The organism is Novosphingobium sp. (genome assembly GCF_965228995.1).
In the GTDB taxonomy this organism is placed as follows: Bacteria; Pseudomonadota; Alphaproteobacteria; order Sphingomonadales; family Sphingomonadaceae; genus Novosphingobium.
The window spans coordinates 3,665,799-3,690,415 of the sequence record NZ_OZ245852.1; the positions used below are offsets into that span (position 1 = coordinate 3,665,799).

The following is a 24,617-nucleotide window of genomic DNA, read 5'->3' on the forward strand; positions in this document are numbered from 1 at the left end:
GTCCTCCCCATTTTTCCCGAAGGGACAAATGGGGAGGTGGCCTGCCAAAGGCAGGTCGGAGGGGTAACTTCCTTCCCTACCCCCGCACCACCTGCTGCTCGATCGCGCCGAACACGGTGTGGCCCTTGGCATCCTTGGCTTCGATCCGCACCGTATCACCATGACGCAGGAACGGCGTCGTCGGCGCGCCGTGGCGGATCGTCTCGACCATGCGCTGTTCGGCGATGCAGGCATAGCCGCGTCCGCCTTCAGCCACGGGCCGCCCCGGTGAGCCATCGGGATCGCGGTTGGAGACCGTGCCCGACCCGATGATCGAACCTGCCCCGATCTTCCGCGTCTTCGCCAGATGCGCGATCAGCGTGCCGAAATCGAATGTCATCTCCTCACCCGCCTCGAGCCGGCCCAAGGGATGGCCATTGAGGTCGACATGCAGCGGCAGATGCAGCTTGCCGCCCGACCAGGCCCCCCCAAGGCGCGCGGGCGTTACAAACACTGGCGAGAAGTGGCTGGCAGGCTTCGATTGCACGAAGCCGAAACCCTTGGCGAGTTCATCGGGAATGAGGCCGCGAAGCGATACGTCGTTGACAAGGCCGACAAGTCGGACGTGATCGAGCGCCCCCGCAGGCGAGACGCCCTGCGGCACATCCCCAGTCACCACCACCACTTCGGCTTCGAGGTCGCCGCCCCAGGCTTCATCGTGCAGGGTCAGAGGATCGCGGGGCCCGCGCAAATCGTCGCTGCCGCCCTGATACATCAGCGGATCGGTCCAGAAGCTTGCCGGAAGCTCCGCCCCGCGCGCCTTGCGCACCAGTTCGACGTGATTGACGTAGGCGCTGCCATCGGCCCACTGGAACGCGCGCGGCAGCGGGGCCGCCGCCTCGCGCTCATGGAAGCGCTTGCGCGGGATCGCCCCGTGCTCCAGCTCGATCGCCAGCGCTTCGAGATAGGGCGCAAAGCGGTCCCATTCGTCGAGCAGCCCCTGCATGGTCGGCACGATGTGATCGGCATCGGCATACCAGGCCAGATCATCCGAAACGACGATCAGACGACCATCCCGCCGCTGCGGCAAGCTTGCCAGTTTCATGGGCTTTCCCCTTCGATGGTGCGCACCGCGTTGAACAGTTTGTCGAGCAGCGCTCTCAGCTTCGCCGTTTCAGTCGGCGAAAGCGCAGCAAAGATCTTTTCATAGGTCGACAGCGCGTTGGGCCAGATCCGGTCATACATCGCGCGGCCTTCGTCGGTCAGCCACAAGTGGTGCGAACGGCCGTCCGCTTCGTTCGGGCTACGCGCGACAAGGCCGCGCTCGCCCAGCATCTTGCAGGCGCGGTTGACTGCTACCTTGTCCATCAGTGTCGCGCGCACAAGATCCCGCTGCGTCAGCGGGCCGGCATCGCCGAGCACGGCCATGATCCGCCATTCGGGGATCTTGAGGCCGAATTCGCTGTGATATTCGCCCGAAATCAGGCTGCTGACCGCGTTCGACGTGATCGCGAGGCGATAGGGGATGAAGTCGGACAACCTGGTCTGAGTGTCAGCCATCCCTTGGTTCTAGGCCTGCCGCCGCGCCGCGCAAGCAAAAGCGCATCCACCCCTCACCGCGCGAGAATGCCCGCCATGATGAAATCGACGGTATGTTCACGGTAACGGTCGCGCAGTTCCTCGGTCAGTGTGTCCTGATCGAAGCAGTGCCGCAGCACCAGCCGCGCCGAGAAAAACCGGTCCGCCGCGCCGGTCACGGTAAAGTAGAACAGCTGCGGATCGATCGGGCGAAACACGCCTGCCTTCACGCCCTCGCTGATGAGCCGGTCATAGGCCTTGTTGAGCGGCGCGAGATACTTGTCGGCAATCCGCTTCGCCTCGGCCGGATCGCTGTCGCGCACCAGCCGCATGAGGAGGCGGTTGAGGTAGGGAAACGCAAAATAGGTATCGACGCAGCGCGCAATGTGCATCCGCAGCTTGGCTTCCGGGCTCATGCTGTCCTTGGCCAGCAGCGCCTCGACCGACTTGATGATCGCCACCATGTCGCGGTCGAGCAATTCGCCGAGCATCCCCGCCTTGTTGCCGAAGTAGTATTTCACCAGCGCGGAATTGAGCCCCGAGCGCAGCGAGAGCTCGGACAGCGAGATATCGACCTGATCGCCCTCGCGCATGATCTGCGAGGCGGTCTCCAGCAGCAGCTCTCTTGCGCCCGGCTGTTCGCCGCCGGCTTCCCCCAAAGTCGCCACGATCTTCTGCTCTTTCATTCCCAGCCTGGTTCTTCCCACCACGGGTAAAATCCGGGCATATCCGAAGAAACGCGGCCCGGGTAGGCCGGTGCCCGCTTTTCGAGGAAACTGGCCACACCTTCTTTCGCATCGGCCCCGCGCGAGAGCTGGTAGATCGCGCGGCTGTCGACGCGGTGGGCATACATCGGGTGCGGCGTGGCGGAATTGCGCCAGAGCATCGCGCGCGTCATGGCGACCGAAACCGCGCTGGTGTTGTCGGCAATCTCGCGCGCCAGTGCGTGCGCGGCGGGCAGCAGGTCCTCGGGCGCATGAAGCGAGCGCACAAGGCCGCCTGCAAGCGCTTCCTCGGCGCCGAACACGCGGCCCGTCATGCACCATTCGAGCGCCTGGCTCATGCCTACGATGCGCGGGAGGAACCAGCTCGAGGCCGCCTCGGGCACGATCCCGCGCCGCGCGAAAACAAAGCCGAAGCGCGCCGATGTGCTGGCGAGGCGGAAATCCATCGGCAGCTGCATCGTGGCGCCGATGCCCACTGCTGCGCCGTTGATCGCGCCGATCACCGGCTTTTGCGAATTGAAGATGCGCAGCGTGCAGAAACCGCCGCCATCGCGCACTTTGGGGTCTGTCAAAGGCACCTCGGTCGGATCGGAGAATGGCCGCGCGCCGTCGTCCGGTGTAAGGTCCGCTCCTGCGCAAAACGCACGGTCGCCCGCCCCCGTCACAATCACCGCCCGCACGCTGTCATCAGCGTCGGTCCGGTCGAACGCGTCGATGATCTCGGACATCATCGTGCGCGTATAGGCGTTCATCTTGTGCGGACGGTTGAGCGTCAGCGTCGCGACGCCATCGGCCACATCGAGCAGGATCTGCGAATATTCGGCCATTTTCGGCTCTCTCCCAAAAACAGGGACAGCCCCCAAAAATGGGGACTGTCCCTGTTTATTATCAGCGCGGCGCCATGCGGATCGCGCCGTCGAGGCGCACGTCCTCGCCGTTGAAATAGCCGCATTCGATCATGGTCAGCGCAAGCTGCGCATATTCCGCCGGAACGCCGAGGCGCTTGGGGAACGGCACCGAAGCCGAAAGCGCATCGCGCACGTTCTGCGGCGCGCCGGCCAGCAGCGGGGTGTCGAAGATGCCCGGCAGGATCGTGTTGACGCGGATGCCTTCGCTCATCAGGTCGCGTGCGATGGGGAGCGTCATGCCGACAACGCCGCCCTTCGAGGCGGAGTACGCCGCCTGCCCGATCTGCCCGTCCTCGGCCGCGACCGAGGCGGTGTTCACGATCGCGCCGCGCTCACCGAACTCGTCCACCGGGTCGAGCGTCATCATGCCCGCAGCCGACTTGGCGATGCAGCGGAACGTGCCGACGAGGTTGATCTGGATCAGCCAGTTGAACGCTTCGAGCGGGAAGTGCTTGATCGAGCCGTCTTCCTTGCTGCGGCTGGCGGTCTTGATCGCGTTGCCGGTGCCCGCGCAGTTCACGAGAATGCGCTCCTGCCCAATCGCCGCGCGCGCCTTGGCAAAGCCGGCGTCCACGCTCTCGTCCGAGGTCACGTTCACTTCGCAGAACACGCCGCCGAGCTCGGCCGCAAGTGCCTCGCCCTTTTCCTTCTGCAGATCGAAGATCGCGACCTTCACGCCCTTCGCGGCAAGCGCCCGCGCGGTGGCGGCACCAAGGCCTGAGGCGCCACCGGTGACGACGGCGGAAACGGAACTATCAAGCTTCATGGCAATTTTCTCCTGAAATCAAACTGAAGCCCCTCCCGCTCATCCTGAGCATGTCGAAGGAGGCAGAGGTTGAGGTGGGCCTTCAACCACACCCCAAGTGATCACATCATCTCGACAATCGTCACGTTGGCGACGCCGCCGCCTTCGCACATCGTTTGCAGGCCATAGCGCAGCCCGCGTGCCTTGAGCGCATGGAGCAGCGTGGACATCAGCTTGGTGCCCGAAGCGCCGAGCGGATGGCCCAGCGCAATCGCGCCGCCGTTGACGTTGAGCTTCTCCGGGTCCGCGCCGGTGTGCTTCAGCCAGGCCATCGGGACGGAGGCGAAGGCCTCGTTCACTTCATAGAGGTCGATATCGCCGATCTTCATGCCAGCCCGCTGCAGCGCGCGGTCGGTGGCGAAGAGCGGCTCTTCCAGCATGATCACCGGATCGCCCGCCGTCACCGTGAGGTTGTGGATGCGCGCCAGCGGGGTGAGCCCATGGGCCTTGAGCGCCGCTTCCGAAACGATCAGTGCCGCGCTTGCGCCGTCGCAGATCTGGCTGGCGCTTGCCGCCGTCAGCGAGCCATCGGGCGAGAGCAGCTTGACGCCAGCGATCGATTCAAGGCTCGCGTCAAAGCGGATGCCCTCGTCCACCGTGTGCATTGCCGGGCCGTCCGGCGTCTCGATGGCAATCGGCACGATCTCACCGCCAAACGCGTTCGCGTTTGTCGCGGCAATCGCCTTGAGGTGGCTGGAGAGCGCGAACTGATCGAGCTGATCCTTGGTGAAGCCATGCTTCTTCACGATCATTTCCGCGCCCATGAACTGCGAGAACATGATGCCCGGATACTTTTCTTCGAGGCGCGGCGACTTGTAGTTGCCCAGCCCCTCTTTCATGTGAAAGATCGCGGTCGAGCCCATCGGCACGCGGGTCATGCTTTCCACACCCGCCGCGATCACGATGTCCTGCGTGCCCGACATCACCGCCTGCGCGGCAAACTGGATCGCCTGCTGCGAGGAGCCGCACTGGCGGTCGATGGTGACGGCCGGAACCGAATCCGGCAGGAGCCGCGCGGCGAGCACGGCATTGCGCCCGACCTGCCCCGCCTGCTGCCCGCCCTGCGAGACGCAGCCCATGATCACGTCTTCGACCGCCGCGCCATCGATCCCCGTCCGCTGGATGATGGCATCCAGCGTCGCCGCCGAAAGATCGACCGGGTGCACTCCTGCAAGCCGCCCGTTCCGGCGCCCGCCGGCGGTCCGCACAGCATCAACGATATAGGCTACAGCCATGGCAATCGACTCCCGTATACGTTCGTTTAATTGAACGATTAAGGTGTGCGAGGTGTGGGGTCAAGGGATGGCACCAGCACCGCCTGTTTTGCGCAGCCGGGGGGCCACGGCATCTGCTTGAGCGATCCGCGCCAAGGTACTTTACGGGCCTCATCATTTCCAATATCGTCGAATCATGGAAATGAAAGACGCCGTCTCCGGCCTCTCGGCTCTTGCGCATGAAGGGCGGCTCAAGGCCTTTCGCCTGCTCGTGCGTGCGGGCTCGCAAGGGATCGCCGCTGGCGATCTGGCCCGCCGCCTCGAAGTGCCGCCGAACACGCTGTCCAGCAGCCTCGCCATTCTCACCCATGCCGGGCTGATCGAGAGCCGGCGGGCTGGCAAATCGGTCATTTATTCGGTGCGCTATGCGCACATGACCGGATTGCTCCAGTTCCTGATGGAGGACTGCTGCGGCGGCTCTACCGAAATCTGCGCACCGCTCAGGGACATCGCGCTGATGTGCGATTGCACGTAACTTCCAGGGGGAACACTCATGACCGACCAACTGCCCGGCGTGCTGGTGCTGTGCACCGGCAACTCGGCCCGCTCGATCCTTGGCGAGGCCATTCTGGCCAAGCTGGGTGAAGGCCGCCTGCGTGCCTACAGCGCCGGCAGCAAACCCAAGGGCGTGCCGCACCCCGGCGCCTTGCGCCTGCTGGCACGCCGCGGGATCGACACCGCACCTTTCCGCTCGAAGAGCTGGAACGAATTCACTGCTCCGGGCGCGCCCCGGATCGATATTGCGATCACCGTCTGCGACAATGCCGCGCAGGAGGCCTGCCCCGTGTTCATCGGCGCCCCGATCAAGGGCCACTGGGGCCTGCCCGATCCTGCCGATGTCGAGGGCGGTGACGAGGCGGTCGATGCTGCCTTCGAGGCAACCTGGCAGGCACTCAACGTTCGGGTGCGCGCCCTGCTGGCTTCGCCGTTCGAGACCATGGAGCCCGGCAAGTTGCAGGATCTGCTGTCCGTGATCGGCCGCATGGACGGCGCGGTATGAACCGCGATTTCTGGGCCGAGGCGATCGGCAGCTTCTTCCTGTTCTGCACCGTGATCGGCTCGGGCATCATGGCCGAACAGCTGGCCGGCGGAAACGTGGCAGTGGCTCTGCTGGGCAACACGATCGCCACCGGGGCCATGCTGTTCGTGCTGATCGGCATGCTCGGCCCGCTTTCGGGGGCGCACTTCAATCCGGCGGTGACTCTGGTGTTCCGCCTGCGCGGAGACCTCTCCACGGGCACTGCGCTGCGACTGATCGCCGGCCAGCTTCTCGGCGGGATCCCCGGTGTCTGGGCCGCACATCTCATGTTCGCCCACCCCATATTCGAGCTCTCGACCAAAGTGCGCACCGGCCCCGGTCAGTGGGCGGGTGAGTTCATTGCGACCTTCGGCCTTGTCTTCGTGATCCTCGGCACACTCCGCCACCGCCCGCAGGGCGTGCCCGCCGCCGTCGCGCTCTATATCGTCGCGGCTTACTGGTTCACTTCATCGACCAGCTTCGCCAACCCGGCGATCACGCTGGCGCGCGCGCTTACTGATACCTTTGCCGGGATTGCGCCCGCCGATGTCCCCGCCTTCGTAGCAGCCCAGCTGATCGGCGCTGGCGCGGCGCTGCTGGCCGGGCAGGCCATCTTTGCGGGAGAGGACGCGGCATGACATCCACCCATACCCGGCTGCGTCCCCTCATTGATCCACAGCATTTGCCCGCGCTGAAGCCGGACTACCTCCACCGCCAGCCCGCGTTTGGCCTCGGTCCGGCAGATCCACCTCCGCGTATCCTGCTGCTCTATGGTTCGCTGCGCGAACGCTCCTACTCGCGCCTCGTCGTCGAGGAAGCGGCACGGCTGCTCCAGCTGTTGGGCTGCGAGACGCGGATCTTCGATCCCTCCGATCTGCCGCTGCCCGACCAGATCGCGGCAGACGATCATCCCGCGGTTCATGAACTGCGCGAGCATTCATTATGGTCGGAAGGGCAGGTCTGGTGCAGCCCGGAGCGGCACGGGCAGATCACCGGGATCATGAAGACCCAGATCGATCATCTCCCGCTCGCTTACAAGGGCCTGCGCCCCACGCAAGGTCGCACCCTTGCCGTCATGCAAGTCAGTGCCGGCTCGCAATCGTTCAACTCGGTCAACACGCTGCGTCTGCTCGGGCGGTGGATGCGCATGTTCACGATCCCCAACCAGTCGAGCGTCGCCAAGGCCTATGAAGAGTTCGACGAAACCGGCCGCATGAAGCCTTCGGCCTATTACGACCGCATTGTCGATGTGGTGGAGGAACTGGTGCGCTTTACCGTTCTGCTGCGCCCGCATGCTGCTCAGCTCGTCGACCGCTACTCCGAACGGATCGAGACCGACAGGAAGGTTGGCGCGGCGCAGGACATTCTGCGCTCCATCTGAGGGACGACCCCTTCACCCTACCAACCGGTCCGTCCGCGCCGCCATTTCGCGCCACAGGCCGTGGCCGCCGAGGCCAGCCACGCGCTTGCCCAGCCGTTCGGCCCAGAAGGCATCGCCGCCGAATTCGCTGCGCCAGCCCATCAGGCGGCGAGTCAGGTGGTTGAGCGCGTATTCGATGGTGAAGCCGATTGCGCCGTGCATGCGGTGCGCGATGGGCACGGCGCGGTCCACAGCGATCCCCATGCGCAGCTTGGCCGCCGCGATCTCGAAGCTCGCGTGCCCGTAATCCAGCGCAGCCGCGCAAGCTGCGGCTGAGGCATCGACCGCCGCCGCTTCCTCGGAGAACTCGGCCATCGCCTGCTGCACCGCCTGGAACTTCGCAAGCGCCCGGCCAAACTGCACGCGCGTGTTCACGTGATCGATGGCGAGCGTAAACGCCGCCTCCAGCGCGCCAGACGCCTGCGCCACGCGGGCGAAGGCGCCGAGCGCCAGCAGATCGACGTCGCAAGCAGCCGCCTCCGCCGCCGCGCCGGTGAAGCTCACGGCGTCCCAAGGCTCACCCGCAAGCGAAAGCCCTTCGTCAAACGTGCAGGCATCGGCGTGGTAGAGCGAGAGCGTGCCGCCCTCCACCTGCACCACTGCCGCAGCATGGCGGCCATAGGGCACGCGGGCTCCGGGTGCGGCGATGGAAATCAGGCCCTCCGGCGCGTTAATCCCTGCCTTCGCGAGCAGGTAATGCGCGATCACCGGCTCGGCCAGCGGCGCGGCCAGCGCGTTGAGGCCGGCCAGGCGCAGCACGGCCAGGACATCGCCCCAGTCCCCGCCAAAGCCGCCCGCATCCTCGGGCACCAGCAGCGTAGAGAACCCGGCCTCGGCCACTTGCGGCCAGGCTTCGGCAAAGGTCTTGCCTGCAAGATCGGCGAACAGGCCAGCGGCCATATCGGTGAGCAAAGTGCGATTGTCGCTCATTGGCTTCGTCCTGAAAAATAGGGGCTCAAACCCATCCCGTCTGTCCTGAGCTTGTCGAAGGACTGCTTTTGCCTTGCGGCGCAGTGCTCGATCTCAAGAAAAGGACGGCCCTTCGACAAGCTCAGGGTGGACGGGGTTGGGGGATAGGGGGACGGAGTCACCGGAGGCCCAAACCTTTAGCAATGATCCCGCGCAGCACTTCTGGCGTGCCGCCGCGCAGCGAGAAGCTCGGGCTGGCGACGAGGATCCACGAGAGCAGGCGCGAAAGGTCGCTCTTGCCCGCCAGATCCGCGTTCACCGCCGCCTGCACCGCGCGGGGCAGGGCCTGTTCATAGGCATTGCCCAGATCCTTGACGATCGCCGCTTCGACCACCGGGTCCTCGCCCGCCGCCAGCTTGGCGATGGTCGACATCGACATCTGCCGCAGCGTCCACATTTCGGCCGTGAGCCGCCCGATCAGCTGCGCGGTCGGCGCATCGGGTTCGGGCCCCATGGCGTCGATCAACGCGACGAGCAGCATGTGGCTGGAGAGATAGCGCTCCGGCCCCGAACGCTCGAGCGCGAGCTCTGCAACAACCTGCTTCCAGCCATTGCCTTCGACGCCCACCAGCGCATCGTGCGGCAGGAGAACGTCTTCGAACCAGATCTCGTTGAAATGGTGCGTGCCCGTCATGTCGATGATCGGGCGGATGGTGATCCCCGGCGTATCGAGGTCGATCATCATCTGCGACAGGCCGGTGTGGCGCTCGCTGCCTTCCTCGGTGCGCACCAGCGTAAGCGCCGCGTGGCTCTTGTGCGCGCCGCTGGTCCACACTTTCTGGCCGTTGATGCGCCAGCCCTCGTTGGTCTTCTTCGCCGAGGTGCGCACGCTGGCGAGGTCCGATCCCGAGCCGGGTTCGGAGAGGCCGATGCAGGCGTAGATTTCGCCGCGCGCCATGCCGGGCAGGTACTTCTCGCGCTGCGCTTCGGTGCCGTAGCGCAGCAGGAGCGGGCCCGTCTGCCGGTCAGCAATCCAGTGCAGCCCCGCCGGCGCGCCCGCCGCCAGCAGCTCTTCCAGCACGACATAACGTTCGAGCAGCGTGCGCTCGTGCCCGCCATACTGCTTGGGCCAGGTCATGCCGAGCAGGCCGGCCTTGCCCAGCGCCTTCGAGAATTCCTCGTCGAAGCTGAACCAGCAATTGGCGCGCAGCTCGATCGGCCAGCGGGCTTCATGCTGCGCCACGAGATCACGGACCTGTTGGCGCAGGGCGGGAATGTCCCCCTCGGGGAGGAACGGATGGAGCGGGAATATTTGCATCGGCGGCATCCCTATGGCAGCGGCGAGGCCATCGCAATCGCAAGATTGCTAGTGGAACCGCCCAGAGGGGCAAATCGGGAGAGCCGCTGTCATGACCCCATTCCTGCACGAAGAGCGCCGCGGGCGCGTCGCCATCCTCACCATGGACCGCGCCGAATCGATGAATGCGATCGGCACGCTGGAAGATTGCGACAACATCGTCGACACCTTCTTCCGCCTCGCGAACGACCGTTCGGTCAGCGCGATCGTGCTGACCGGTGCGGGCCGCGCGTTCTGCACCGGCGGCAACATCAAGGGCATCCGCGACCGCAAGGGCATCGGCCCGCTCGACCAGCCCGATTCGACTGCCGCGAACTACCGCCGCGGCGTGCAGCGCGCGACGCGTGCGATGCTCGATTGCGAAGTGCCGATGATCGCCGCGATCAACGGCCATGCCATCGGCCTCGGCCTTGATCTGGCCTGCGTGTGCGATCTGCGCATTGCGGCGGACACGGCGAAGATGGCCGCCAGCTTCATCAAGGTCGGCATCATCCCCGGCGATGGCGGCGCGTGGACGCTGCAGAAGATCGTGGGCTATTCGAAGGCGGCGGAACTCTTCCTCACGGGCCGCACGTTCGATGCGACTTATGCGCAAGGCATCGGCCTTGTCGGCGATGTCGTCCCGGCGGACCAGTTGCTGGACAAGGCCGTGGCCCTCGCCGAGGAAATCGCCGCCAACAGCCCCCGCGCGCTGCGCCTGACCAAGCGCCTGCTGCGCGAGGCCCAGCACGGCCGCGCGGGCGACGTGCTCGAGCTTTCGGCCGCGTTCCAGGCGATCGTGCATGAGACGGCGGACCACAAGGAAGCCGTCAACGCGATCCTCGAAAAGCGCGCGCCGGTGTTTACCGGGGACTGAGGCGGGGTGCGACCCCACCCTACTCCCCCGAGCTTCGTCATTGCGAGGAGCGCAGCGACGAAGCAATCCAGAGCCGCCATGCGTGACGCTCTGGATTGCTTCACTGCGCTCGCAATGACGAGGATGGGGACGGGGCGGGGTCTGGCAGGCGTAATCCCATGACCCCCGAATCCGCCTTCATCACCGCCCTGCAGGCGCTGGCAACGCACCCGGCGGCGCGCGGCCTTGCCGATGATTGCGCGGTGCTGGAGGTGGGCGGCGAGACGCTGATCCTCACCCACGACATGATGGTCGAAGGCGTCCACTGGCTCCCGGCGCAAGACCCGGCAGACGTCGCGTGGAAGCTCCTCGCCACCAATCTCTCGGACCTTGCGAGCAAGGGCGCCGAACCTGTCGGCGTTCTGCTCGGCTATACTCTCGCGGGCGACCACGCCCGTTTCATCGAAGGCCTCGGCGAAGCGCTCGCCCATTTCGGCGTGCCCCTGCTGGGCGGGGATACGGTCCGCGCACCCGGCCCGCAGTCCCTTGGCCTCACCGCGCTGGGCCGCGCCACTTGCCGCCCCGTCCCCTCGCGCAGCGGCGCGCGGGCGGGCGACGATATCTGGATCACCGGACCCGTCGGCAGGGCGATGCTGGGCTTCGAAGCGCTCTCTGCCGGTAACACTTCTGCCGACACATCCGCGTACCGCCGCCCCGTTCCCCGGCTCGCCGAGGGCCGCGCGCTGGCACCGCTGGTGACCGCGATGATGGACGTCTCGGATGGCCTGCTCCTCGATGCGAGGCGCATGGCAGAGGCCAGCGCGGCGAGTTTCGCGCTTGATCCAGCCGCGATCCCCCTTCCCGCCGAGCTGCCGGCCGAGCGCGCCCGCGAAGCGCTCGCCTGGGGCGATGATTACGAGCTGCTGTTTACCCTTCCCTCCGGCACCGCACCGCCCTGCCCGGCACACCGCATCGGCACCGTCCTGCCGCGCGGCACTGCGCCTCTGCTCCTCGGCGATACTCCGCCCGAAGGCCCACTCGGCTACGAACATCGCTGAAAATTCATACGTAAAGGCTTGCGGCGTGAAATTTATGCACTAGCCTCCGCCCCCGACCCGCGAACGACGGGTACCGGCCGAAACAGGCCGGTGACAGAATAAGGGGGTGTCTGAAGTGAGTTTAACCGTAACCGCAATTGCATTGGGGCTGCTAGCCATCGTCTATGGCTTCATCACCAGCCGCCAGGTGCTCGGCGCTGATGCCGGCAATGCCAAAATGCAGGAAATCGCCGCCGCAATCCAGGAAGGCGCCCAAGCCTACCTCCGCCGGCAATACACCACGATCGCCATTGTCGGCGTAGTCGTCGCCGTGATCGTCGCTGTCGCGCTGGGGCCGATTTCGGCTGCCGGCTTCGTGATCGGCGCCGTCCTTTCCGGCGTTGCCGGCTTCATCGGCATGAACATCTCGGTCCGCGCCAACGTGCGCACCGCAGCCGCCGCGCAGAAGGGCCTGCAACAGGGCCTGACGCTTGCGTTCAACGCGGGCGCGATCACCGGCATGCTCGTGGCGGGCCTCGCGCTCCTCGCGATCGCGGTGTTCTTCTGGTACCTCACCGGCCCTGCCGGCTACACCGTCGGCAGCGGCGATCGCACCGTGGTTCAGGCGCTTACCGCGCTGGCCTTCGGCGCCTCGCTGATCTCGATCTTCGCGCGCCTGGGCGGCGGCATCTTCACCAAGGCTGCTGACGTCGGCGCCGACCTCGTCGGCAAGGTCGAGGCCGGAATCCCGGAAGATGACCCACGCAACCCCGCCGTGATCGCCGACAACGTGGGCGACAACGTGGGTGACTGCGCCGGCATGGCCGCCGACTTGTTCGAGACTTATGTCGTCACCGTCGGCGCCACGATGGTGCTCACTGCGCTGCTTCTCAAGGGCGCGCCCAACCTGCTCGATCTGATGGCCATGCCGCTGCTTATCGGCGGCGTCTGCATCGTCACCTCGATCATCGGCACCTACTTCGTGCGCCTGGGAGGCGGCACGAACATCATGGGCGCGATGTACAAGGGCTTCCTTGTCACTGCCGTCCTCTCCGTCCCCGCGATCTGGTGGGCCATCGCCCACAGCCTCGGCGGCGATATGGAAGCGCACATTGGCGGGGAAGCCTACACGGGCCGCATCCTGTTCTATTGCGCGCTTGTCGGCCTCGTCATCACCGGCCTGATCATCTGGATCACCGAGTACTACACCGGCACGAACTACCGCCCGGTCCGCTCGATCGCCAAGGCTTCGGAAACCGGCCACGGCACCAACGTGATCCAGGGCCTCGCCATCAGCCTTGAATCGACTGCACTGCCCACGCTGGTGATCTGCGCGGGTATCATCATCGCCTTCAAGCTCGCCGGGCTCATGGGCATTGCCTATGCCGCCACCGCAATGCTGGCGCTGGCCGGCATGGTCGTCGCGCTCGACGCTTATGGCCCTGTCACCGACAACGCCGGCGGCATTGCCGAAATGGCCGGCCTCGATGATTCGGTCCGCGAGAAGACCGACGCGCTCGACGCGGTGGGCAACACCACCAAGGCCGTCACCAAGGGCTACGCGATCGGTTCGGCCGGCCTAGCCGCGCTGGTGCTCTTCGCCGCCTACACGACCGACCTGCGGGAGTTCTTCCCGGGCCTCAACGTCTCGTTCAGCCTTGAAAACCCCTACGTCATCGTCGGCCTCCTGCTCGGCGCGCTCCTGCCCTACCTCTTCGGAGCCATGGGCATGACCGCGGTGGGCCGCGCCGCGGGTGACGTGGTGAAGGACGTGCGCGACCAGTTCCGCGAAAACCCGGGCATCATGACCTACGAAGTGAAGCCTGATTACGCGCGGACCGTCGATCTCGTGACCAAGGCCGCGATCAAGGAAATGATCATCCCGTCGCTGCTGCCGGTGCTTGCACCGATCGTGGTGTACTTCGTGATCTCCGCCGTCGGGGGCCAGGAAAACGGCTTCGCCGCCCTCGGCGCGCTGCTCCTCGGCGTGATCGTCTCGGGCCTGTTCGTCGCCATCTCGATGACCTCGGGCGGCGGCGCATGGGACAACGCCAAGAAGTACATCGAAGACGGCAACCACGGCGGCAAGGGCAGCGAAGCCCACAAGGCCGCCGTCACCGGTGACACGGTAGGCGATCCCTACAAGGATACCGCGGGCCCGGCCGTGAACCCGATGATCAAGATCACCAACATCGTCGCCCTGCTGCTGCTGGCAGCGCTGGCGGCGCAGGCCGGACATTGATCACCCGGTAAGAATAACCAATGCCTCGAAGCCCCTCCCTCACCGGAGGGGCTTTTTTTGTGCCCCTCTCAAACCCCTCGCCACCTTCGCAAAGGTGGGGAAGGCAATGGAGCGCGATCAGACGCTCAGAACGCTTCCCAGTAGGGCGGATCGCCGAAGGTACGGCGCAAGCAATCACCGAGCGCGCGGATCTTGGCCGAGGCACCGTGATCGCGCGGATAGGTGAGGAACAGCTCGGCTCCTTCCGCAGGCCAGCCGGGGTTCACTTCCACCAGCGCACCGCGCCGGACGTCCTCATGCACGAAGAACGTGGGGAGCAGCGCCAGGCCCAGACCGGCCAGCGCCGCATCGCGCATCACCAGCCCGTTGTTGACCCTGAGCGCCGGCCGCGGGCGGACCACCGTCCAGCCCTGCCCCGTCGCAAAGCGCCAGTCACCGGTGCGGTTTGCATAGAGAATGCCGCGATGCGCCTCGAGATCGGTGAGACTCCGCGGCACGCCGTGCGCTGCCAGATAATCGGGTGCGGCGACCAAAAGGCGGCGGCTTGCGGCAAGCCGCCGTGCGATGAGCCGCCCATCGCCGATAGCGCCATGGCGCAGCACCGCATCGAACCCGCCCGTGGCCGCATCGACGAAGGCATCGTCCAGTTCGAGCGAGAGTTCGATTTCTGGATGGTCCGTGAGGAACCGGGCGAGCGCCGGGCCCAGGTGCAGGGTCCCGAAGCCGACCGGCGCCGAAAGGCGCAGCGGCCCGGCGAGCTTGCCACTGCTCGCATCGAGCTCCGAAGCGGCGGCCTCCATCTCTCGCAGGATTCGCTGCGCGCGGGGCAGAAACGTCTCGCCGCTGTTGGTCAATGTGAGGCGGCGCGTCGAGCGCTGGATCAGTGTCGCCCCCAGCGTGCGCTCAAGCTCGGCCAGCCGCTCGCTGACCACCGACTTGGCGAGGCCCAGCCGCCGCGCCGCCGCGCTGATCGAGCCGGCATCGGCGGTGGTGACGAACGCGGCCAAGCCATCGAGCTTCATCATCGTTCGGCTATTCCGTCAGCAAGAACCCGGATCGGGCGGCTAGTGCGAACGATGCATTATCGGCATCTTCAGGTCCAGCAGAGGGGCCCGGGCAGACCGCATTTTCGGCCAATGCCAGAACGGACCCCCCAAGATAAGGAAACTGACCATGACTGACCTTGCCGCAAAGAACGTCCTCATCCTCGGCGGGAGCCGGGGCATCGGCGCCGCGATCGTGCGCCGCTTCGCCGCCGACGGTGCCGCCACCGCCTTCACTTATGCCGGATCGCGCGATGCAGCCGAAGCGCTCGCTGCCGAAACCGGCTCGGAAGCGATTCAGGCCAACAGCGCCGACCGCGATGCGCTGGCCGCCACGATTGCCAGCCGCGGGCCGCTCGATGTGCTGGTGATCAATGCCGGCACGCTGGTGATGGGCGATCCGCTGACGCTCGATCCCGATGCCGTGGACCACATGATCGACGTCAACATCCGCGCGCCCTATCACGCCGCCGTGGAAGCCGCGCGTCGCATGAACGACAACGGGCGCATCATCGTGATCGGCTCGGTCAACGGTGATCGCATGCCTTTCGCGGGCGGTGCGGCCTATGCGATGACCAAGTCCGCCGTGCAGGGCATGGTGCGCGGCCTCACCCGCGATTTCGGGGATCGCGGCATCACCGTGAACAGCATCCAGCCCGGACCGACCGACAGCGAGATGAACCCGGCCGATGGGCCCATGGCTGCCATGATGCACAGCTTCATGGCGATCAAGCGCCACGCCCGCCCGGACGAGATTGCCGAACTGTCCGCCTATCTCGCCGGCCCCCACGGCGCGATGATCACCGGATCGCTCCAGACCATCGACGGCGGCTTCGGCGCCTGAACGCGGTTGTGGCGGAGGCGCTGGCTGAAGCGCTCTCCGCCACGATCACCTGAGCTCAGCCAGGATCGGTGGCCTGAGACCCGCTATCGTCAGTAGCTGAACGCGCTGTAGGTATTGCGCTTGAAGATCTGGGTGACCGAATTGATCAGGGTGGCCAGCTTGCCAACCTGCACCGAATCCGAGGTCGAGACGTAGACCAGATCCTGATCGCGCATCTGGAAGGACTGCGCCAGCAGCATCCCCTCGGCCGACTTGAAGTTCACGTGGTAGACCACCGGCACGGTATCGCCGAGCGTGAGGTAGTCCGGCAACGCCTCGGTGCGCAGGCGCTTGGCGACATCGGTCTGCTCATAGCGCAGCACATAGACGCCGGCAGGATCAGCCTGCTTGTCGATGAGGCCGCCGCCGTTGCCGATGGCTTCAGCAAGCGTCAGGCGGGCTTTGCCGAAGAACACTTCGCTCTGCTTGTTGGTCGCACCAAGGACAACCACGCTCTGCGGTTCGTGATCGAGCGTCACGAGATCGCCGGGCTTGAGGAAGATGTTCTGGGTCGGATCGCGCAGCACCGCGGACATGCGCAGCGAACGCACCTGCCCGCCGCGCGTCAGCTGGACGAGCATCTCGCGCGCCTTGCCGGTGGTACCGCCCGCGGTGGCGACAGCATCCAGCAGGCGCGTGCCGCTGAGCGCCAGCGGAAAGCGGCCCGGCTTGGATACGTCGCCGGTCACGGTGACGGCGTTGTCCACGGTCTGCACGACCTGGACCAGCGCCTGTGTTTCGTTGGCCTTGCCGCGCAGGGCCTTCACGATATCTGCCTGAACCTGGCGCGGGGTGCGGCCGGCGGCTTTGACCTCGCCGACGAAGGGGATAATGATCGTGCCGGACTGGTCGACAGTCTGGTTGGGAACGGTTGCCGATTGCGCACCGCTGAGGCCCACGGGAACCTGGCCGCTGGGCATCGGCCCAAGCAGGCCGCTGCCAAACTCCCACAGCGTGACCGACACCGTATCGCCGATGTGGATCGTGCCCTGCGGCGGCGCTTCCGCGCTGGTCAGCGGCGATAGGTCGTCACCGGTCTTGCCCGTGAGCGCGGTCAGCACGATGCGATCGACCGGGACCATCAGGAATGGCGGCGCGTTGTCGATCGATTCCTTGGAGATGGCCTGTGCCGAGGGGCCTTGGGCCGGCATCGTGGCGCAGGCTCCAAGCGACAGGGCCAGGCCTGCAACCGCGGCCATCCGCAGCGCAAGGCCTCCACGGCCCATCGCCAGCGGTAGCCGCTCAGAGGGGATCTCGATCAGCGAGCCGCGCAGCAGCGACGTGCGGTGGGCGGCAGGTTCAATCTTGTTCACGGTTGACCTCGATGTGTGCAGGACATGTGCAGGTAACCCCAGCGCGCAGAGGCGGGGCCTTGGCGAAACTCGAGCGGCGCAACGGGCTACGGAGCCGGTTCATGCGCGCTGCAACTTGCCGTGCGGGCCGGGCGTGCCGTCCGACGGAGGCACAGCGCGAAGCGGCAGGCGCCTTACCCCTGCTGCCGGCGCGGCTCCGACCGCCGGGGCAGCGGCGCGCTTCTTCCACAGCCTGAGGTTCTGCAGGCGCTCGGTCTGCGCCGGATTGCCCGGTTCGACCCGGGCGAGAATGCTTTCCGCCTCCTCGTGCCGATCCTGTGTGCGCAGGATCTCGGCATAGTCGAGCAGGGTGCGCGGCTCGTCGTCGGCCAATGAGAGCGCCATCTGGAACAAGGTTTCGGCCTCGTCATTCAGGCCATGCGAAGCGCAGGCCAGCGCCAGCCGCCGATAGGGTTCGGGCGTGCGCACGCTGAATTCAGACCACGCCCGCGCCGCCTTGCGCGCGCCTTCAAGGTCATCCGCCGCGATCAGCGCATCAAGCCGCATCGACCAGTAGGTGTTCTTCACCGCACGCCGCTGCGGCTCACGCTCGAGCAGCAGCAGCGCACGCTTGGCATTGCCCGCCGCCATCGCAATCCGCGCGCGCGCCAGCGTGATCTCGTCGCCCGGGATCTGGCCGCGCACGAACGGCAGCGTCTTGGCGAGCAGGTCCATGCGGTTGAGCTTGGCCGCCGCAGTGAACAGCGCCACCGCAAGATCGGGGTTCTGTTCAATAAGGTCGAGCCGTTCGCCCAGCGTGGCGATGACTGCCTGCGGGTTCTCGACGATCGATTCGCGGATGGCCTCGACGTCCAGCGTTTCGGCGCCGACATAGCTGCGCACCATGCGGCTCGTGTTGAGCTCGATCACGGCCTTGGTCGGGTGGACCTGATCCGGTTCCAGCGCATGCTGGCGTTCGGACAGGGTTACGCTCTCGTAGCTCGGATAGTAATCGACGAAGTCGTGCGTCAGCGTGATCGCCTCGGCCACTGTGCGCAGCACCGCCTTGGAATAGGCGTTGGCGACCATCACGTCGTCCTCACGGAACGTCGCGCCGAGCGGGACCGGTGAGACCGTAAGGATCACCCGCACATCGGGATGGCCATGTTGGCGGATCAGCGCCAGCGTCTCGCGCATCGCGGACTGCACTTCGTCATGGCTCAGCACGTGGAGCTGGAAGCGCTCCGGGAACGAGCGGATCATCGAACGGCGCGGTGCGGTGTTGAGGTAAATGCCGGTCTGCTGATCGAACCAGCATTCGGCGAGGCCCAGCGTGATGATCACCACCCGGCAATCGCGCAGGGCCTGATAGGCATTGAGGATGGCACGGCGACGCGCGCGCACCACCTCGATCGGCGCCGGCTTGAGCGCGTGGTTCAGGTGGACGTCGATGAACTTGTCATCATAGATCTCGAAGAACGCCTGCTCTTCGGAGAAGCTGTGCACCGGATCGAGCGCCCAGCGGATTTCGTTGAGAATCGCAGGCGCGCCATAGTTGTTGAGGATATTGTGCCCGATCCGCCCGAATTCCGGATCGGCCCGGATGATGTCACGCGTCGGGATAAGGAAACCCTGGCTCTCGAGCACCTTTTCGATGTTGCGCGCAAAGCACGAGCCGATCGTGAAGATCCGCTCGCCCGCGGAAAAGCGGAACGACGGCCGGAAACCCGGGCGCGCGAGTGGTTCGAGGCGATTGCCCAGTTCTCCGCGTTGCGGCCATGACGAAGCCGAATTGGCTTTGACATTGACCATCGCTTGATCGCCGGAAAGGACCAGCAGCGGCATCTCGCTCTCCTACATCAACTTTTCGGACCGGCGCGCCGGTTCAGCGCCAAACAGCCGGCCGAACACCAGCAGGGCGGTCTTGCGATTGACCGGACTGTCGCAGGGCCCGCCCTGCACTGCCCGGTTGCGCCACAACATCGCACCGGCAAGGCCATCGCGGCGGATCGCCTCGTGGACGAAGCGCGCATCGGCCTCGGTCGTTCCAGCGAGATCAAACAGCGCCAGCACCCGCTTCCCGTCGATCTTGCCGCCCTGGCGCAGCAGTTCCATCTGCCGGGCATAACTCGCCGGAAGATCGCCCTGTGCGTTGCGGGCCCAAAGCCAGATCGTGGTGTAATCGAACTGCGAGACCAGTTCGCGCGCGACCGGCCCGGTGATCCCGGTCCACGCCTGACTCGGCGCATCGAGCGGGTTGATCATCACCCCGGCCTTGCGGCCTGCGCCCCGCACCAGTTCGGCAAAGCGCCGCAAAAACGCGAGCGATTGTTCCGGCGTGCGGCCGTCGCCCACCTCGTAATCGAGAAAGATGCCGGTAGCGCTGCGGGGCAAGCGGCTGGCCGCGAGCACGCACAGGTCCGCCGGACCAACTGCGCCGACATCGGGCCGCTCGCGCTCAGCGGCGAGCGTGATCCCCGCCTCGCGCGCGATGGCTGCGCCCTTTGCATCGATGCCGAGCAGCCGGGCTGTCTGCGCCAGCGTGCAGGCATTGGCGCGCTCGACGGTGGTGAAAGGGGTCCGCTGGCGGCGCAGCGCACCCGAAGCGGGCTGGAAGTTCGGCTTGCGCGGCAGCAGGACCCCGGCGCGGTTATAGAGCGGCGCCGTCGAGCGGTTGCCCCACTGGAAGTACCATAACCCCACGCCGCGCTTCGCTGTGGCAAGCTTGCCCAGCTGCATCGTGGCGGCATCGGTCAGCGGATAGTGGTCATAGCCCGCACCACCGCGCTGCGGCGGGGGCGCCTGCTGAAACACCCGGAACGGCAGGCCCGCCGGATCCGTCGCAGCAAAGCATTGTGCGCCCTCCCCGCGGCGCGCAGCAGCGGCAGGCTCGCAGCATAGAAGTGCTGCAAGTGCCGCGCATACGCTCCAGGATCGGGCGGCCCTGCGCTTCACGCCGAAGTTGCACCTTCGGTGAGCACTGCGGGCTGGGCAGCAGCCTCGTCGATCGGATCGGCGACAGGTGCTGTCGAAGCGGCTGGCGCTGCCGCCGGCTGCGCGCTGCCGTCGAAGGCGGCCAGCGCATCGGCGATGGTATCGAAGAAGCGGGCGCCGCCCTGCCCCAGCACGATCCCGCAATCGCAATAGAGCTCTGCCAGGCGCGGCTGGCGCGTGGCGAGGATCGTGCCCGCTTCGGCTGCACGCGCCGCATAGAGCCGCGCGCAGAGCTCGCGCACTTCAGGCTGCGGCGGACCGATCACGTTGTCGAACAGGTAGCAATCGAACGGCAGCGTGTAGGTCAGCAGGTAGCTGAACGCGATGCGCGTCTGCACCGAAAGCTCGCGCAAGGGAAATTCGAGCTCATCCTGCATCAGGCAGACGTCGCTCAGAAACTCCACCACCTCGTCCGGATCGGCGCCGTAGATGCGCGCGGCGAACATCGCGTTCTGGCGCATAGTGCTGGTCTGGCGGAAGCCGCGCTGGAAACCGCCCGGGAAGGACAGGTGCGCGTGGCGCTCGATGCGCCCGCTCTGCGGCGCTTCGATGCCGGCCAGCAGATTGAGCAGCGTGGTCTTGCCGCTGCCAGTGCCGCCAAGGATGGCGACGCGCCGGTTCGTCGGGATAACGAGGTCCAGCTCCGAAAAGATCGGCCGGCCCTTGGCGTAGGCGTGGCTCAGTCCGTCGACGCGGATCATCGGGTCATTCCTTCTCTTCAAGATAGCGGCGCGTTCCCGTCTCGAGCAGCAGGCCGAGTGTGAACAGCACCAGCGAGACCATCAGCACATAGAAATGGTCTGTCAGGGCCTGGGGATAGAACGGATAGAATGCATGCCGGAACCAGTTCACGCCGTGCATCACCGGGTTGAGCCCGAAATAGAAACGGTGCGAAGGCGTCAGGTAAGCGGCAACGAAGTAGGGCCCGGAAAAGTGCAGCGAGGCGCGCGCGATTGCCGGCCACACGATGTCCCACACCGGCACCACCCGCGCGATCACGGCATTGAAGATACCGGTGGCGAGACCGAGCAGGAACAGCGTCGACAGGGCCGTAACCGCCGTCAACGGGTCATACGGGATCGCCGCTTCCACCCCGCCGAACCAGTAGAGGCCGAGGAAGAACAGCGCCGCGACCGCCGCGCTGCTCACGACATGCAGCACAGCATGGACCATAAGGTGATCGAGCGGACGCTCGATCGGGAAGCGGTTGCGGTGCGCCAACGTGTTGAGCGGCTGGCGGATACGCAGCGAGGTGTGGATGAACAGGTAGATCGGGAACACGCCAGTGCCGAGGAACAGCAGCAGGCTGTGCCCATAAGGCGGCGTGCGGCTGAGCGCGGAGAACAGCACGCCGATGGTCGCGACGATCACCAGCGGCTCGACGCCCGCCGCCGCATAGCCGAGCGCGAAGCTCTGGCCGTGGCGCGTTTCCGCCTCGCGGTAGAGCAGCGCGGTAAAGACATTGATCTGGCTGCGCAGCGCCACCCGCACCGAATTCCAGGGCGACAGTGCGCCCTCGGAACCCGGTTGGCCGGCCACTGAACCAGACGAAGTCGACGTCACCGGCCATGCTCCATGACCGAATTGCTCACGAGCAGGCCGATCATCCAGACCATCGCGGCGATCACCGCCAACAGCATCAGTTCGGCAAGGCGATCAGGACCGCTCGGGCTCTCACCCACGCGGGGCTTCACGTAGGTCGTCAGGTAGACACGCTGCGCATCGGCCATCGCCTGCGAATTGCTGAGCGCCGCCTGCGCGTTGGACAGCACGGTAAGCGAAGCCTGAAGCTGGCCTACGAGATCGGCATACTGGTTCGATTGCTCGGAATTAACCACGTCAACCGAAGCCGCGAGCGCGCGCTCGTTGGCGGCAAGCTGTTCGCGCAGCAGGCGGATCTGCGGCGCATCGGGATTGTGCAGCTGCGCCATCAGCACCTGAATTTGCGCCTGGATCTGCGCGATATTGGTGCGGGTGTTGGTGGACAGATCACCGTTGGCACGGAACACGCCGCTGGAGGGGGAGTCGATACCCTTGCGCTGGGCCGAAAGGGCCGCAATCTGGCGGCGCAGATCGGTCACCTGCTGGCTCGCCCGGCGCACCTGCTGCTGCGCGAAACGGACGGTATCCTGCTGCGACTGCTGGCCAATCTGGTTCACCAGATCGTTCGACTGCTGCAGCAAGGTGTTGGCGATCGCGTAGCTGTCCTGCGCGGAATAGGCCTTCACGCGGACCACGGCGAGACCGGTGGTCACGTCGTAATCGGAGAAGACCATGTTCTTCCAATACCGCGCGAGCCGTTCGGCCGAGGCGCCATCACCCACCCGCGAGAAGGGATCGGACGGCTTGTTGTACATCACCTTCAAGTTGACCTTCTTGTCGAGGTCGACCGCAGCCTGCTGGCTGCGCACATAATCGGCGACGGTGAAGTTATCGAGCAGGTCGGTGCCGGGCGTCGGGTTGCCGCCGAACAGCGCCGAAAGCGAAGCGCCGCCAGAGGCCATCGACCCCGGCTGGCCCACAGGCACGCGCACGCTGAAACGAAACTCGGTCGTGTACTGATCGGGCGCGAGCAGGAAGAGGTAGATCGCACCGAGCACCACCGGCGCGATGAAGGACGCGCCAAACCAGATGCGCCGGCCCAGCGACTTGCGCGTGCGGCGGCGCGGCAGCGCGATCTGCTGATCGCCCGCCCCGCCCTCGGCGGCGGGAATGCCGCTCATCACGGCAGGCCGCGTGAAGAACACACCCTTGTCGGGCACCTCTTCGGTGCCGGGCGGCAGCACGGCGGGATCGGCCTGGGTGGCTTCCGCACTCCAGAACTCGCGCGCCGAACGCAGCGGCGGCGGAGCCTCTCCGCTGCGGACAGCGGTGCGGCCACGCGGCAGCCGGGCAGCGAGATCGCCCCCGGTTACGGTGTTCTCCGGCGCAGTTTCACCTTCAGCCGCCGGCCCCGCCTGCGGCGTGCCTTCGCGTTCACCAACCATTGTCTCGAAATCCCCCAGCATTGTCGCGTCGTGCCCCCGGCAGCCGGCCTACATGGCAATCGGCAAGTGCAGGTCGTCCTTCCGGTTCACCAGCATCAGCGTCGGCCCCGGGCGTTGCTCAGACCGCTCGGTCGACCAATGCGAGTGGCACGGAATCTTGCTCCGGTCACAGCGGTCGGCAAAGCGGCGCGCGATCTCGGAGACCTCTGCGGCAAGACCCTCGCGCAGATGCGTCGGCTTGAGGCCGAGCTTCAGGAACGAGGCATTGCACACATTCAGCTCGTTCTCGCTCGCTTCCACGCGCGGGTTCGGAACGTGCTGGTAACCAACCCCGGTCATGTCCGAAATCATCCGGGCAAGGTCGATCAAGCGGTGCGTTTCGGTCATCTGGTTCATGATCGCCACGCGCTCGCCCTTGGCCGGCGGATTGGCGATGGCGAGCTCGATGCAGCGCACGCTGTCACGGATATGGATGAAGGCGCGGGTCTGCCCGCCGGTGCCATGCACGGTGAGCGGATAATCGACTGCCGCCTGCATGAGGAAGCGGTTAAGCACCGTGCCGTAATCGCCGTCATAATCGAAACGGTTGATCAGGCGCGGATCGGCCGAAGTCTCGGCGGTCTGCGTGCCCCAGACAATACCCTGGTGCAGGTCAGTGATCCGGGTCTGGTAGTTGCGGTTGTAGTACCAGAAGAAGAGCGCGTCCTGCGCTTTGGTCATGTGGTACACGCTGCCCGGATGCGCCGGGTAGAGCACCTCGATCTGCTGCTCACCCGCCGGCGTGTCCACCCGCACGGGCAGATAGCCTTCCGGAATGGTCATCCCCGCCGTGCCGTAGCCATAGACCCCCATCGTGCCGAGGTGGACGAGGTGGACATCGAGCCCGGTCTCGACGATTGCCGAGAGCACATCATGCGTGCCGTTGAGATTGTTGCGCACGGTGTAGCGACGCTCGGCCGAACCCTTCATCGAATAGGGCGCGGCGCGCTGCTCGGCAAAGTGTACGATGGCCTTCGGGCGTTCGCGGCGGATAAGATCGACCAGCGCGTCATAGTCCTGCCCGACCGTCAGCCGCTCGAAGCGGATGGTGCGGCCGCTGACTTCGCGCCAAGCCTCGATCCGCACGTCGATCGGACGGATGGGCGTGAGCGAATCGGCACCCAGATCAATGTCGATCTTCCGGCGCGACAAGTTGTCGACGATGATGACGTTGTAGCCGATGTGCGACAGATGCAGCGCCGTAGGCCAGCCGCAAAAGCCGTCACCGCCGAGAATGATGACTGTTTCCATGATGCCACCCCATTGAGGAGGAAGCGGCGGGCATAGGTCTG

General features: G+C 65.9%; 24 protein-coding genes. 8 read left to right on the forward strand and 16 right to left on the reverse strand.

The genetic code is table 11. The features are described 5' to 3' along the window. Positions 1–76: 76 nt before the first annotated feature. From ACO056_RS16795 to ACO056_RS16820, 6 genes are all read right to left on the reverse strand, one after another. Positions 77–1,084 carry a fumarylacetoacetate hydrolase family protein gene (locus ACO056_RS16795; protein WP_421848805.1) on the reverse strand — a complete coding sequence of 336 codons (1,008 nt, stop codon included), beginning with the start codon at positions 1,082–1,084 and terminating at the stop codon, positions 77–79. Next, positions 1,081–1,539 carry a MarR family winged helix-turn-helix transcriptional regulator gene (locus ACO056_RS16800; protein ID WP_421848808.1) on the reverse strand — a complete coding sequence of 153 codons (459 nt, stop codon included), beginning with the start codon at positions 1,537–1,539 and terminating at the stop codon, positions 1,081–1,083. Before ACO056_RS16800 ends, ACO056_RS16795 begins: the two co-directional genes overlap by 4 nt. A 53-nt stretch (positions 1,540–1,592) precedes the next feature. After that, positions 1,593–2,243 carry a TetR family transcriptional regulator gene (locus tag ACO056_RS16805; protein WP_421848811.1) on the reverse strand — a complete coding sequence of 217 codons (651 nt, stop codon included), beginning with the start codon at positions 2,241–2,243 and terminating at the stop codon, positions 1,593–1,595. Beyond that, on the reverse strand, positions 2,240–3,109 hold the full coding sequence (locus tag ACO056_RS16810; RefSeq protein ID WP_421848814.1) for a crotonase/enoyl-CoA hydratase family protein: 870 nt from the start codon (positions 3,107–3,109) through the stop codon (positions 2,240–2,242). The genes ACO056_RS16805 and ACO056_RS16810 overlap by 4 nt, the downstream gene beginning before the upstream one ends. A 61-nt stretch (positions 3,110–3,170) precedes the next feature. After that, positions 3,171–3,956, reverse strand: coding sequence for an SDR family NAD(P)-dependent oxidoreductase (locus tag ACO056_RS16815; protein WP_421848818.1), 786 nt, complete (start codon positions 3,954–3,956; stop codon positions 3,171–3,173). A gap of 101 nt (positions 3,957–4,057) precedes the next feature. Beyond that, positions 4,058–5,230 (reverse strand): acetyl-CoA C-acetyltransferase, encoded by a 1,173-nt coding sequence (locus ACO056_RS16820; RefSeq protein ID WP_421848821.1) that lies wholly within the window; start codon positions 5,228–5,230, stop codon positions 4,058–4,060. A 181-nt stretch (positions 5,231–5,411) separates the two neighbouring features. On the opposite strand from ACO056_RS16820, the gene ACO056_RS16825 reads away from it, so the two are divergent. The 4 genes from ACO056_RS16825 to arsH are packed head-to-tail and all read left to right on the forward strand — an operon-like array spanning position 5,412 to position 7,668. Next, complete coding sequence (locus tag ACO056_RS16825; RefSeq protein WP_421848824.1) at positions 5,412–5,744, forward strand: ArsR/SmtB family transcription factor; 333 nt, start codon at positions 5,412–5,414, stop codon at positions 5,742–5,744. Between the two features lie 18 nt (positions 5,745–5,762). After that, positions 5,763–6,269 (forward strand): arsenate reductase ArsC, encoded by a 507-nt coding sequence (locus tag ACO056_RS16830; protein WP_421848828.1) that lies wholly within the window; start codon positions 5,763–5,765, stop codon positions 6,267–6,269. Beyond that, a complete protein-coding gene (locus ACO056_RS16835) occupies positions 6,266–6,925 on the forward strand; it encodes an aquaporin (RefSeq protein ID WP_421848832.1) in 660 nt (219 codons plus the stop codon). Before ACO056_RS16830 ends, ACO056_RS16835 begins: the two co-directional genes overlap by 4 nt. Beyond that, positions 6,922–7,668, forward strand: a complete 747-nt coding sequence (gene arsH / locus ACO056_RS16840; protein WP_421848835.1) for an arsenical resistance protein ArsH — start codon at positions 6,922–6,924, stop codon at positions 7,666–7,668. Before ACO056_RS16835 ends, arsH begins: the two co-directional genes overlap by 4 nt. A gap of 12 nt (positions 7,669–7,680) precedes the next feature. Here the strand turns inward: arsH and ACO056_RS16845 are convergent, their stop codons facing one another. Then, entirely contained in the window at positions 7,681–8,637 is a 957-nt protein-coding gene (locus tag ACO056_RS16845; protein ID WP_421848838.1) for an acyl-CoA dehydrogenase family protein, read from the reverse strand. A 157-nt stretch (positions 8,638–8,794) separates the two neighbouring features. Next, positions 8,795–9,934, reverse strand: a complete 1,140-nt coding sequence (locus tag ACO056_RS16850) for an acyl-CoA dehydrogenase family protein (protein ID WP_421848841.1) — start codon at positions 9,932–9,934, stop codon at positions 8,795–8,797. A gap of 91 nt (positions 9,935–10,025) precedes the next feature. Between ACO056_RS16850 and ACO056_RS16855 the strand changes: the two genes are divergently transcribed. The 3 genes from ACO056_RS16855 (at position 10,026) to ACO056_RS16865 (ending at position 14,087) form a co-directional block, all read left to right on the forward strand. Then, positions 10,026–10,829, forward strand: coding sequence for a crotonase/enoyl-CoA hydratase family protein (locus ACO056_RS16855; protein WP_421848844.1), 804 nt, complete (start codon positions 10,026–10,028; stop codon positions 10,827–10,829). 158 nt (positions 10,830–10,987) lie between these two features. Further along, a complete protein-coding gene (thiL, locus tag ACO056_RS16860) occupies positions 10,988–11,866 on the forward strand; it encodes a thiamine-phosphate kinase (protein ID WP_421848847.1) in 879 nt (292 codons plus the stop codon). Positions 11,867–11,981: 115 nt separating this feature from the next. Further along, entirely contained in the window at positions 11,982–14,087 is a 2,106-nt protein-coding gene (locus ACO056_RS16865) for a sodium-translocating pyrophosphatase (RefSeq protein ID WP_421848850.1), read from the forward strand. A 125-nt stretch (positions 14,088–14,212) separates the two neighbouring features. Here ACO056_RS16865 and ACO056_RS16870 read toward each other — a convergent pair whose 3' ends face one another. Then, on the reverse strand, positions 14,213–15,112 hold the full coding sequence (locus tag ACO056_RS16870) for a LysR family transcriptional regulator (protein ID WP_421848853.1): 900 nt from the start codon (positions 15,110–15,112) through the stop codon (positions 14,213–14,215). Positions 15,113–15,260: 148 nt separating this feature from the next. On the opposite strand from ACO056_RS16870, the gene bdcA reads away from it, so the two are divergent. Then, a complete protein-coding gene (gene bdcA / locus ACO056_RS16875; RefSeq protein ID WP_421848856.1) occupies positions 15,261–15,974 on the forward strand; it encodes an SDR family oxidoreductase in 714 nt (237 codons plus the stop codon). 89 nt (positions 15,975–16,063) lie between these two features. Here bdcA and ACO056_RS16880 read toward each other — a convergent pair whose 3' ends face one another. The 7 genes from ACO056_RS16880 to ACO056_RS16910 all read right to left on the reverse strand — a co-directional run bounded on the left by ACO056_RS16880 (position 16,064) and on the right by ACO056_RS16910 (position 24,576). After that, entirely contained in the window at positions 16,064–17,326 is a 1,263-nt protein-coding gene (locus ACO056_RS16880; RefSeq protein ID WP_421848859.1) for a polysaccharide biosynthesis/export family protein, read from the reverse strand. A gap of 99 nt (positions 17,327–17,425) precedes the next feature. Beyond that, on the reverse strand, positions 17,426–19,150 hold the full coding sequence (locus tag ACO056_RS16885) for a GSCFA domain-containing protein (RefSeq protein ID WP_421848862.1): 1,725 nt from the start codon (positions 19,148–19,150) through the stop codon (positions 17,426–17,428). 9 nt (positions 19,151–19,159) lie between these two features. Continuing rightward, positions 19,160–20,119: a hypothetical protein gene (locus tag ACO056_RS16890; RefSeq protein ID WP_421848865.1), complete on the reverse strand. Its 960-nt coding sequence runs from the start codon at positions 20,117–20,119 to the stop codon at positions 19,160–19,162. A gap of 137 nt (positions 20,120–20,256) precedes the next feature. Then, positions 20,257–21,000 (reverse strand): ATP-binding cassette domain-containing protein, encoded by a 744-nt coding sequence (locus tag ACO056_RS16895; protein ID WP_421848869.1) that lies wholly within the window; start codon positions 20,998–21,000, stop codon positions 20,257–20,259. 4 nt (positions 21,001–21,004) lie between these two features. Then, positions 21,005–21,862 (reverse strand): ABC transporter permease, encoded by an 858-nt coding sequence (locus ACO056_RS16900; protein ID WP_421848872.1) that lies wholly within the window; start codon positions 21,860–21,862, stop codon positions 21,005–21,007. Further along, on the reverse strand, positions 21,859–23,286 hold the full coding sequence (locus ACO056_RS16905) for a hypothetical protein (protein WP_421848876.1): 1,428 nt from the start codon (positions 23,284–23,286) through the stop codon (positions 21,859–21,861). Before ACO056_RS16905 ends, ACO056_RS16900 begins: the two co-directional genes overlap by 4 nt. Before the next feature lie 48 nt (positions 23,287–23,334). After that, positions 23,335–24,576, reverse strand: coding sequence for an NAD-dependent epimerase/dehydratase family protein (locus tag ACO056_RS16910; protein WP_421848879.1), 1,242 nt, complete (start codon positions 24,574–24,576; stop codon positions 23,335–23,337). Between the last annotated feature and the right edge of the window lie 41 nt (positions 24,577–24,617).

Bases quoted from the DNA above. Each gene is read 5' to 3' on its own strand.
- ACO056_RS16825 (WP_421848824.1), top strand. From the start codon at position 5,412: ATGAAAGACGCCGTCTCCGGCCTCTCGGCTCTTGCGCATGAAGGGCGG.
- ACO056_RS16805 (WP_421848811.1), bottom strand. From the start codon at position 2,243: ATGAAAGAGCAGAAGATCGTGGCGACTTTGGGGGAAGCCGGCGGCGAA.
- arsH (WP_421848835.1), top strand. From the start codon at position 6,922: ATGACATCCACCCATACCCGGCTGCGTCCCCTCATTGATCCACAGCAT.
- ACO056_RS16800 (WP_421848808.1), bottom strand. From the start codon at position 1,539: ATGGCTGACACTCAGACCAGGTTGTCCGACTTCATCCCCTATCGCCTC.
- ACO056_RS16795 (WP_421848805.1), bottom strand. From the start codon at position 1,084: ATGAAACTGGCAAGCTTGCCGCAGCGGCGGGATGGTCGTCTGATCGTC.
- ACO056_RS16820 (WP_421848821.1), bottom strand. From the start codon at position 5,230: ATGGCTGTAGCCTATATCGTTGATGCTGTGCGGACCGCCGGCGGGCGC.
- thiL (WP_421848847.1), top strand. From the start codon at position 10,988: ATGACCCCCGAATCCGCCTTCATCACCGCCCTGCAGGCGCTGGCAACG.
- bdcA (WP_421848856.1), top strand. From the start codon at position 15,261: ATGACTGACCTTGCCGCAAAGAACGTCCTCATCCTCGGCGGGAGCCGG.
- ACO056_RS16810 (WP_421848814.1), bottom strand. From the start codon at position 3,109: ATGGCCGAATATTCGCAGATCCTGCTCGATGTGGCCGATGGCGTCGCG.
- ACO056_RS16870 (WP_421848853.1), bottom strand. From the start codon at position 15,112: ATGATGAAGCTCGATGGCTTGGCCGCGTTCGTCACCACCGCCGATGCC.
- ACO056_RS16905 (WP_421848876.1), bottom strand. From the start codon at position 23,286: ATGGTTGGTGAACGCGAAGGCACGCCGCAGGCGGGGCCGGCGGCTGAA.
- ACO056_RS16885 (WP_421848862.1), bottom strand. From the start codon at position 19,150: ATGCCGCTGCTGGTCCTTTCCGGCGATCAAGCGATGGTCAATGTCAAA.
- ACO056_RS16850 (WP_421848841.1), bottom strand. From the start codon at position 9,934: ATGCAAATATTCCCGCTCCATCCGTTCCTCCCCGAGGGGGACATTCCC.
- ACO056_RS16910 (WP_421848879.1), bottom strand. From the start codon at position 24,576: ATGGAAACAGTCATCATTCTCGGCGGTGACGGCTTTTGCGGCTGGCCT.
- ACO056_RS16895 (WP_421848869.1), bottom strand. From the start codon at position 21,000: ATGATCCGCGTCGACGGACTGAGCCACGCCTACGCCAAGGGCCGGCCG.
- ACO056_RS16815 (WP_421848818.1), bottom strand. From the start codon at position 3,956: ATGAAGCTTGATAGTTCCGTTTCCGCCGTCGTCACCGGTGGCGCCTCA.
- ACO056_RS16845 (WP_421848838.1), bottom strand. From the start codon at position 8,637: ATGAGCGACAATCGCACTTTGCTCACCGATATGGCCGCTGGCCTGTTC.
- ACO056_RS16830 (WP_421848828.1), top strand. From the start codon at position 5,763: ATGACCGACCAACTGCCCGGCGTGCTGGTGCTGTGCACCGGCAACTCG.
- ACO056_RS16855 (WP_421848844.1), top strand. From the start codon at position 10,026: ATGACCCCATTCCTGCACGAAGAGCGCCGCGGGCGCGTCGCCATCCTC.
- ACO056_RS16835 (WP_421848832.1), top strand. From the start codon at position 6,266: ATGAACCGCGATTTCTGGGCCGAGGCGATCGGCAGCTTCTTCCTGTTC.